The following is a 1,986-nucleotide window of genomic DNA, read 5'->3' as shown; positions in this document are numbered from 1 at the left end:
CGGTGCCGGACACCAGCTGCGGCTTCTTCTTCAACAGATTGCCGGCGAGGAAATCGAGCGGGATTTCGTTGCGGCGGGTCTTGTCGAAGAGATAGCGGCTGCCGCGTATCCAGGTCCACATCGCCAGAACGATGGTGAAGGCCACCGCAAGCGACGCCCAGCCACCCTCGAACACCTTGACGATGTTGGAGGCAAAGAAGCCGATGTCGATGAACGCGAACACCGCCGTCATCGCCACCGCCACCCACAGGCGCCATTTCCAAATGCGCGTCATGACGACGAACAGCAGCACCGTCGTCACCAGCATGTTGCCGGTCACCGAGATGCCATAGGCGGAGGCCAGCTTGCTCGATTCGCCGAAACCGACGACCAGCAACATCACCGCCAACGCCAGCAAAACATTGACGCGCGGCATGTAGATCTGGCCCGACTGCCGTTCCGACGTGTGCAGAATTTCGAGACGCGGCAGCATATTGAGCTGCACCGCCTGCCGGGTCAGCGAGAAGGCGCCCGATATGACCGCCTGGCTGGCGATGACCGTCGCCGCGGTTGCCAATACCACCATCGGGATCAGCGTCCAGCCTTCGTTCATCTCGAAGAATGGGTGGCCGACGTGACCGTTCTTCGCCAGCACGAAAGCGCCCTGCCCAGCATAGTTGAGCAGCAGGCAGGGAAACACGATCCACAGCCAGGCGACCACGATGGGCCTGCATCCGAAATGGCCGAGATCAGCATAGAGCGCTTCTGCGCCGGTGACGGCAAGGAAGATGGCGCCGATGGTGACGAAAGCGACGTCGGGCGAATTGATCAGGAAGGCGACAATGTAATGCGGGCTGATCGCCCACAGGATTTCCGGGTCGGCGATGATCTGGTTGAGACCGGAAAGGCCGATCGCCAGGAACCATACAGCGGTCACCGGACCGAAGACTAATCCCACCCCACCCGTGCCAAAGCGCTGCACCGCGAACACCATGGCGAGGATGACCAGGGTCAGCGGCACCACATAAGGCTGGAAAGCAGGCGTGACGACGTTCATGCCTTCGACGGCCGAAAGCACCGAAATCGCGGGCGTGATGACCGCGTCGCCGAAAAACAGCGAGGCGCCGACGATGCCGATGCCCAGGATCACCGCCGACCGCTTGGGGAAACTGCCGCGCGCTAGCGCCATTAGCGACAGCACGCCGCCCTCGCCGCCGTTATCGGCGCGCAGCACGAACATGATGTACTTGATGGTGACGATAATAGTCAGCGACCAGATGATCAGCGACAGCACGCCGAGGATATCGCCGCGCTCGGCGACATTGCCGCCCGACGACGCCACCAGCGCCTCACGGAACGCGTAGATCGGGCTGGTGCCAATGTCGCCATAGACAACGCCGAGCGCGCCTAGCATCAGCACCTTGGGGCTTTGCTGTTCGATTGCCGGATGGCTCGACTGTTCGACGGGTTCTGCCTCGCTACCAGTATTGGTAAGGACCATGGACGACACTCCGATAAGGGGCGGCCCTCTACCTTTGCTGCACTGCAATATCAAGTGCCGCAACGTAATGGCTCCGTATGCGGACCGCATTTGTTGCCGCACCGGCGGATTGTCTCATACGAAACCACGATCCCGCTCCCGGGCCATTTCCTCGACGAGACACAGGCTCAAGGGGAACCTGATGGAGGGCCAGACCGGATCAGCGATGATCTGCGGCCGGAAACGATGGCGCTGCTTGTAGCTGACGGCATATCTTTCTACTGTGTGTGTCTGCCAGACGAGTGGGCGGGCACGGAAGTGGTCGCGCTCTACTGCCAGACATGCTCGTCGAACCTGATGAAAACCTGACTTGTACACCCAGCCCAAACAGGTGCGAGGGGTCGGTCTATTACCAAAGGCTCTGAGGGCTGATGGTAGTGTGCTGAGAGTTCTGCACCATGACCAAGACAGAAGGTAAATCGACCAGCGCTGCCGTCAAAGACATTCTGCTTTCGAACCCGGAGGGG

General features: G+C 60.7%; 1 protein-coding gene and 1 pseudogene. Both read right to left on the bottom strand.

Annotated features, from left to right (window positions below):
* The coding region (locus tag NKI61_RS32735; RefSeq protein ID WP_352842412.1) for a potassium transporter Kup at positions 1–1,480 on the bottom strand (1,480 nt) is incomplete at its 3' end.
* A gap of 83 nt (positions 1,481–1,563) precedes the next feature.
* Positions 1,564–1,690: pseudogene (locus tag NKI61_RS32730) on the bottom strand (IS6 family transposase); the annotation flags it as partial.
* Positions 1,691–1,986 lie beyond the last annotated feature (296 nt).

The sequence above is a fragment of the Mesorhizobium sp. M0514 genome, assembly GCF_040321145.1.
In the GTDB taxonomy this organism is placed as follows: domain Bacteria; phylum Pseudomonadota; class Alphaproteobacteria; order Rhizobiales; family Rhizobiaceae; genus Mesorhizobium.
The sequence above is the reverse complement of the archived record's forward strand: the minus strand, read 5'-3'. Positions and strand labels throughout refer to the sequence as shown.